This window comes from Bacteroides sp. MSK.20.12, from assembly GCF_019052435.1.
Classification (GTDB): Bacteria; Bacteroidota; Bacteroidia; order Bacteroidales; family Bacteroidaceae; genus Bacteroides; species Bacteroides xylanisolvens.
In genome coordinates, this window is the sequence record NZ_JAHQVH010000021.1 from 88,374 (window position 1) to 96,075 (window position 7,702).

Here is a 7,702-nt window from a genome sequence, read left to right on the forward strand (position 1 = left end):
TCTTAAAATATTAATTCTCTATTTCTAATTTTTAATCTTCAGTTTTTTCAATTTCTGAACGGTTTGTACTCTTTACCGCCTCCTTCATATCCGGAGTTCTTGAAGAACTCAACGAACGTCAGACGCATTGGGTGAACCATTGCACCCAGCACATTCATGAAAATATTGATTGCATGACCGATCACGAAAATCAGCACCATTACAATCGGGCCTGCTATTACATTATCCGGACTCATACCTACTGCCAGACTGTTGAACACTCCCGCCAGAATACCTCCGGAAAGTCCGAGGGCAAACAGACGAACGTAGGACAAAACATCTCCAAGCAAACCAGTAACCATGTTGTATGAATCCCACAATCCCAATCCGATATTCAGGAATATGTTCTTTCCCGGACTGTTATAAAGGAAAATCATAGCAGCTGAAACACCCAGGATTATCAAGTGCACCGTGCTTCCCATCGGCATTACGTCCGGTAACAAAGCTGAAACTGCCATTGAAACCAGCAGGATGATCCATCCGATAGTTGCCACTGCATATTTGAAACCAAACTGAATCGTCTGATTCACAGCTTTCAGCACCATACCGAATAAAATCTGGATAGCTCCCAATATCAACGATAATTGGAACATATCATTATTATCCATCATGACAGCATGTTTCAAACGTTGAACAATCGGCCAATCCAAATTGTAAATATTCGCTCCGAAGAACGTACCAGTCAGCAAACCGCAGAAGAACGTTGATACCGCCAATACCTGTATCAATGAGATGATTGACTTCATTGACGGGGTTACTTTCTTCGCCATCAACCGATAGGCCGTAGCTCCCAGGAACAGGAACAAACCATATCCGGAATCTCCCAGACAAAGTCCGAAAAATACCATAAAGAATGGGGCAAAGAACGGTGTCAAGTCCAATTCATTATATTTCGGAAGCATATACAGCTTACAGATCGGTTCGAACCAAGCAAAGAATCCCTTATTATTCAATCGAATAGGAACATTATCGCCCGGCATCGGATCGGTAATCTCATAATATACATGTGCGTCATTCAGATAAGCCTCTATCTCCACTTGACTGAATGCAGGCGCCCATCCTTCAATCAACATCAGTTTGTCACCGGCAGTCTGCTCGGAACTTAACACAACTTTAGAGAATTCAATCTGACTTTGCAACTCTTTCAGAGCAGCCTTCAAGGAAGGAATATCCGTTTCGGAAAGTGCAACCAGTCTTTTTTCATTCTCTTCAACGGCCTGTTCTGTTGTATTGTAAAGCGTTTCAAGATGTGCCAAAGAGTATGCAGGTAATTTAGCCTGCTCTACATCCAAGTCCACTTCCTCTCCGCCTTTCGTTACAGTCACGAAGAATACTTTAGAAGAAATGCGGTTCACAATCATTGCATTGTATTCCGTTTCCCACTCTTCTTTGTAATTTCCTTCCGAACAGCTATAGAAACCGATTACATAACCGGCATCTTTCAGCTTCTGAACATTTGCCGGTTCAAAGTTGCCCCAGGCTTCCAGAGCTTCTTTTTCTTTGGCATAGCTTTGCAACTGCTGCGACAACTTTCCATGCTCTGTCTGTAAAGCATCCACTTCGTCCAGCACTTGCATTCCACGGGCAGCCGTTCCTCCTTCCGTAGCAATCACGGCATTCTTTTCATGCTTCTGGTTCTGAAGCAACTTCAAGGTAGCCGCCAAACGGTTGGAAAGACGAATATTATCCTGCAACTCCGTGTTATCGGCAGCCCCCTGTTGTTTCTCTACAATGTGGACTACACCAAGCTCCCGCAGACTGTTCAGGAATTCTTCATATTCTTTGTGATACACCAGAAAGGTGAGTTTCTTCATTTTTGTAATCATGCCTCTACCTCCTTCCTTTTTTCTTGATGGGACTTCATGATCTTTTGCGAAGATTTCGACAGGTTTTCTTCATCTTCCATAAATCGCTTGATTTTTCGCAATGCATCCTGATAGCCCGGTATCTGCACCTTCTCAAAAAGGTTCACCTTTTGAGTGGTCTTTTTCCTTGCATGTTCTAACAAGTTCAGCTTGGCGAGCATAAATTCACGTTCAATTGCCGTATGAGCCAGCTCCTCCAACAGGTGGATACCGTCGGCATACCACTTGGGAGCATTAAACATACTGTACGGACGTATCTCGAATTCTACATTCTCGAGCAACGGTACGCGCACACCCGCAATCTTTTTCACGCCAAGATGAACATCATTCACCTTTATTAATGAAGCGTCAAACTCATTCCAAAGGGCGAACATGGCTTCATAGGCTTGAATTTGTTGTTCGAGCCTATCCTCCAGATCGGCAGCTTCCGTTTTACAGCGTTTCACTTCCATGCGGAGGGCGCTTTCCTTATTCTTAATGATAGGAAGCGTACGCACCCGCACTTTCAGTTGCTTTTCGAGCTGCTGAAGAGAGGTTTTGTTATATTGAAACTTTATAGCCATCTCGTTGATTTACTAATTTAACGATTTACAATCAGGCGATTGAAATTACTTCTTATAAACATAAATAATCCACAAATTTCAACCGTAAATGGTAAATCGTCTAATCGTCTAATTATTTTGTTTTGGCCAGTATTGATCCACCAAGTCTTTCTTGATATTCACTTCTTCCGGACGGAAGTATTTACCGAACAAGCCCCAGGCAACGTCCAGCATTTCAGTTGTATCAAGGTTAACATCAATAGCCAATAACTGATTGGAATAGTCCTTCGCAAAAGCCAACGTACGTTCGTCGTAGTTTGTCAGGTCGAAACCGTTTTCCATCTTCGTCTTAGCGTTAGCGGCATCGGCATAAAGACGTACGGCAGCATTCATCACCTGCGGATGGTCTTTACGCGTCTTCTTACCGGTTACCAGCTGTTTCAAACGAGACAATGAACGGAACGGGTCAACAATAACCTTACCAATATCACTATCACGACGCAGGAACAACTGACCTTCTGTGATGTAACCCGTGTTATCAGGCACAGCGTGAGTAATATCTCCACCGGACAAAGTAGTCACCGCAATAATGGTGATTGAACCGCCAGAAGGGAACTGCACCGCCTTTTCGTAAATCTTTGCCAAGTCCGAGTAAAGTGATCCCGGCATAGAATCTTTAGACGGAATCTGGTCCATACGGTTGGATACGATTGCCAACGCATCAGCGTAGCTCGTCATATCGGTCAGCAGTACCAGCACTTTCTCATTATTATTTACTGCAAAATATTCAGCAGCAGTTAATGCCATATCCGGAATCAGCAAACGTTCTACCGGCGGGTTTTCGGTCGTATTCATGAAACTCACGATACGGTCGAGCGCACCGGCATTAGAGAACACATTCTTAAAATACAGGTAGTCATCATTCGTCATACCCATACCGCCGAGGATAATCTTATCCGTTTCAGCACGTAAGGCCACGTTTGCCATTACCTGGTTGAACGGTTGGTCCGGGTCGGCAAAGAACGGAATCTTCTGACCGGATACCAATGTATTGTTCAAGTCGATACCGGCAATACCCGTTGCAATCAGTTCCGACGGTTGTTTACGCCGAACCGGATTCACAGACGGACCACCAATTTCCACTTCCTGTCCTTCAATGTCCGGACCTCCATCAATCGGGTCACCGAAAGCATTGAAGAAACGTCCGGCCAGCTGCTCACTCACTTTCAATGTAGGCGATTTACCGAGAAATACTACTTCGGCATTGGTCGGAATACCTTCCGTACCTTCAAATACCTGCAAAGTGACATCGTCACCGGCAATCTTTACCACCTGTGCCAGTTTACCGTCCACGGTGGCAAGCTCATCATACCCTACTCCTGTCGCTTTCAACGAACAAGTAGCCTTGGTAATCTGAGTAATCTTGGTATATATCTTTTGAAAAGCTTTTGTTGCCATCTTACTTATTTACGATTTAACAATTTACGATTTACGATTGAAGTTTCCTCTCTTCAATCAATTCCTTCAGTTGTTTCTGGAATCCTTCATACTGTTCTGATTTGAACTTCGAATAGTTCATCTGCTTACAGATATTAATCATCTTCTTGAAGTAGTCCATTACTTCGTTGAAGTTATCAAATTCAAATTCCGTATGACAGATGTCGATTATCATATTCAGAATGTCTTCCTGACGTTCCATCGGAGTTACCGCGTCAATTTCGTCAAAAGCATCCTGTTGCAGGATTACAAAGTCAATCAATTCAGATTTCCAGAAGATCACGTGATATTCTACCGGCACACCATCGTCACCGAGGATATTGATCTGTTCGGCAATTTCCTTACCACGCTGTAAACGGGTCTTAAGTTCATTTACCTTTCCGATCCATTCATCATTGATATGACCTTTGATATACTCTTCAAATTCCGGATATTCGATATATTTTGAATAAGAATCAATCGGATTCACTGCCGGATAACGTTTTTTATCGGCACGGTCCTGTTCCAATGCATAGAAACAACGGGCTACCTTCTTCGTATTTTCAGTTACCGGCTCCTTCAAGTTACCACCGGCAGGAGATACCGTACCGATAAATGTAATAGAACCCGTTTCGTCATTGCTCAGTTTTACATATCCCGCACGACCGTAGAAGTTAGAGATAATAGCCGAAATATCCATCGGGAAAGCATCTGGTCCAGGCAACTCTTCCATACGGTTGGACATCTCACGCAGAGCCTGTGCCCAGCGGGAAGTAGAGTCGGCCATCAACAAGACTTTCAATCCCATTGAACGGTAATATTCCGCCAGTGTCATCGCTGTATATACAGATGCTTCACGGGCAGCAACCGGCATGTTGGAAGTATTGGCAATAATAATAGTACGCTCCATCAACTTACGTCCTGTGTGCGGGTCTACCAGTTCGGGGAACTCGGTAAAGATTTCCACCACCTCATTCGCACGTTCACCGCAAGCTGCAATGATAACGATATCCGCTTCCGCCTGCTTAGAAATAGCATGCTGAAGCACCGTTTTACCTGTACCGAACGGACCGGGAATAAATCCCGTACCACCTTCCACAATCGGATTCAGCGTATCAATCACACGTACACCAGTCTCCAACAATTTGAAAGGACGCGGTTTTTCCTTATAATTCGTCATCGCACGTTTTACGGGCCATCTCTGAATCATAGTTACAGGAATATCATTACCTTCTTCGTCTGTCAGAATTGCGATGGTATCTTCTATCTTATAATCACCTTCCGGCATGATTGTTTTTACGGTAGCCGTTCCCTTCATAGTGAACGGGGCCATTATTTTCAACGGCTGAAAGTTTTCATCCACCTGTCCCAACCATGCAGAAGCCTGCACTTTGTCACCTACATTCACCAATGGTACGAAATGCCATATACGCTCTTTATCCAACGGATACGTATATTGTCCTCTCTTCAGGAAAACTCCGTCCATCTTGTCGAGGTCATTTTGCAGACCATCATAGTTTTTCGATAACATACCCGGACCTAATGTCACCTCAAGCATGTGTCCTGTAAATTCGGCTTCGGCGCCCACTTTCAGTCCACGGGTACTTTCAAACACCTGGACATATACATGTGAACCTACAACCTTAATCACCTCCGCCATCAACTTATCGCCACCGGTCGAGATATAACAAATCTCATTTTGAGCTACCGGTCCGTCAACGACGAGGGTCACCATGTTGGCAATAACGCCACTAACAGTTCCTTTTGTTGCCATATATTTTTTTTATTTTATTATCTGAATTCTGCAGGAATCTGCACTTCGTTCTTCAGCGACTCAATAATGCTTCTGAACAACTGATTACCTCTTTCCTTATCCAGTGAAATCCACCTTTCAATCATTTCCAGCTTCAGCAGGAAAGCAAAAATACGCTCAATAGTGAAATAGTCGAAGAAAATAGCATCCTCCATCCAGTTCCACCGCAGGGCATCCAACTTCTTCTCACGCTCCACCAGTTCTGTAATCTCACTGATTTTCACTAACGATTCAAAAACATCCACTTCACCGGACAGTCCGAAATCGCGGGCACTTGATGTACGCAATGCTTCGCATACTTCCGTATTTCCCACAACATTGGAAGCAATATCCCACTTGAATTTACGGCTGGTAAATGCAACAAGAATATTATTGATGTTCAGATTGAATTCAAACCAGGCAGAAACAAACTTATTTCCACACTTCATGGCATACTCATAATACAAAGCAGCCAGATGATCTTCGTGCAAAGTCGTACTTTCAGCCGGAGTATTCAAATAATCAGTTATAAAAGTGGAGAGATAAACCGGAAATTCTTTAGGACTGATTTCTCCGCCTTCTCTCAGAACAGAAATATATTCTGTGAGTTCTTCAGCAGAGTAGTTTCCCCGTTTGTCGATTTCCGCTTCTTTATCTTTGAGAAGTTTCAGCACATTTGCATTATCAAACTTCAGATAAAACAAGTCGATCAACTTCCGGTCTGAAGCAGACAATCCATTGTAGATTTCAGTTTTAAAATCGGCTACTGTATAGCTCAGCTTACTGTCTTCCAGTGAAAGTTCCGGCAAACCTGCTACCAAGTAATAGTACTTACTACTCATAGTCGCTTTTTTTAAAATAGCATTTCTACTAATTGAGGACGCAAGAACGCTTTGAAGTAATTCATGAATTCTTCTTCTCCGAAGTTCACCTTATACGAACCGTCCGCCGGAGAAACGGTAAACAGAGTCTTGATACCATTTACTTGCTGGATAGTCACTCCCTTGTCTAATAAAGCTTTTGCATGAGCTGCAAAATATTTTTTCAGTGATTCCGCATCGGCTGTTGAGATGACGATAGGTTCGTCTATGCTCCATTTGGATGCCAATGCTACGATAAACGCGTTCAGATAATCTTTATCCTGAGCGAAATCTTTCACGGAAGCGGTTATCAACTTGTCAGTTACCATTGTAGCGACTTCAGATTTGAGCGCATTCACAGCCTGACCGGCAAATAGTTTTAACTCTGATTTAGTATTTTCTGCTAACTCATCAGCAGATTTACGAGAGGAGTTTACAATTGATTCCGCCTCTTTACGGGCATCCTCAATGATTTTCTTAGCTTCTTCCTGAGCATTCGCGATAAGTCTTTGCGCTTCCTCGTTTCCTTTTTCCACGCCTTCACGATAAATCTTATCGGTCAACTCTTGAATTTTGTTTTCCATATTAACAGGAGTATTTAGTATTATTACTATATTAACTATGTGTCCTTTCTCAGATTCTCGCCAAATTTACAAAAATCAATTTGATAAAAAAGAGAAAGAAGAAAAGAAAAAAGATTCGTTTGCAAAAAAATCACAGACCTACACCTATTTTGTTCCACTTTTGCCCTTTTCCTATTACTAAATGACACATTTCCGGATTTTTCAAACCGGAAAACAAATATAAGGAATCCAAAAGATATTTGAAAACAAATATATATTGAAAGCGACAAACAGGATATTAATACAAGATTAAATAACAAAAGCTATTGGTATCACATTTGGCATTAGTGAATACTGCTATCCTATTTGCGGAAGAAGAGAAGAGGTTATCTTTTATCCGTCCTTAAAAACAGCCCCTCTTGATTCATTGATGGATCTTTTTGCAAAGTACCAAAAACAGAAAGCCCCCTTGATTCGTTGCTGAATCAAGGGGCTTCTCTAAAAACGGCGGCTACCTACTCTCCCACTGTTACGCAGTACCATCGGCGTGACGAGGCTTAACTTC

The 7,702-nt window shown here is 42.7% G+C and carries 6 protein-coding genes; all 6 read right to left on the reverse strand.

Annotated elements, in window-relative coordinates:
• Positions 1-47 precede the first annotated feature (47 nt).
• The 6 genes from KTR06_RS12805 to KTR06_RS12830 all read right to left on the reverse strand — a co-directional run bounded on the left by KTR06_RS12805 (position 48) and on the right by KTR06_RS12830 (position 7,158).
• Positions 48-1,865 carry a V-type ATP synthase subunit I gene (locus KTR06_RS12805; protein WP_049702533.1) on the reverse strand — a complete coding sequence of 606 codons (1,818 nt, stop codon included), beginning with the start codon at positions 1,863-1,865 and terminating at the stop codon, positions 48-50.
• Positions 1,862-2,467, reverse strand: coding sequence for a V-type ATP synthase subunit D (locus tag KTR06_RS12810; RefSeq protein ID WP_004297640.1), 606 nt, complete (start codon positions 2,465-2,467; stop codon positions 1,862-1,864). Before KTR06_RS12810 ends, KTR06_RS12805 begins: the two co-directional genes overlap by 4 nt.
• Positions 2,468-2,575: 108 nt before the next feature.
• The gene (locus KTR06_RS12815; RefSeq protein WP_004297639.1) at positions 2,576-3,904 is read right to left on the reverse strand and encodes a V-type ATP synthase subunit B; all 1,329 of its coding nucleotides are present in this window, start codon (positions 3,902-3,904) and stop codon (positions 2,576-2,578) included.
• 31 nt (positions 3,905-3,935) lie between these two features.
• Positions 3,936-5,696, reverse strand: coding sequence for a V-type ATP synthase subunit A (locus KTR06_RS12820; RefSeq protein ID WP_004316778.1), 1,761 nt, complete (start codon positions 5,694-5,696; stop codon positions 3,936-3,938).
• A 17-nt stretch (positions 5,697-5,713) separates the two neighbouring features.
• Positions 5,714-6,556, reverse strand: a complete 843-nt coding sequence (locus tag KTR06_RS12825) for a DUF2764 domain-containing protein (protein ID WP_004316779.1) — start codon at positions 6,554-6,556, stop codon at positions 5,714-5,716.
• An 11-nt stretch (positions 6,557-6,567) separates the two neighbouring features.
• Positions 6,568-7,158 (reverse strand): V-type ATP synthase subunit E family protein, encoded by a 591-nt coding sequence (locus KTR06_RS12830; protein ID WP_004316780.1) that lies wholly within the window; start codon positions 7,156-7,158, stop codon positions 6,568-6,570.
• Positions 7,159-7,702 lie beyond the last annotated feature (544 nt).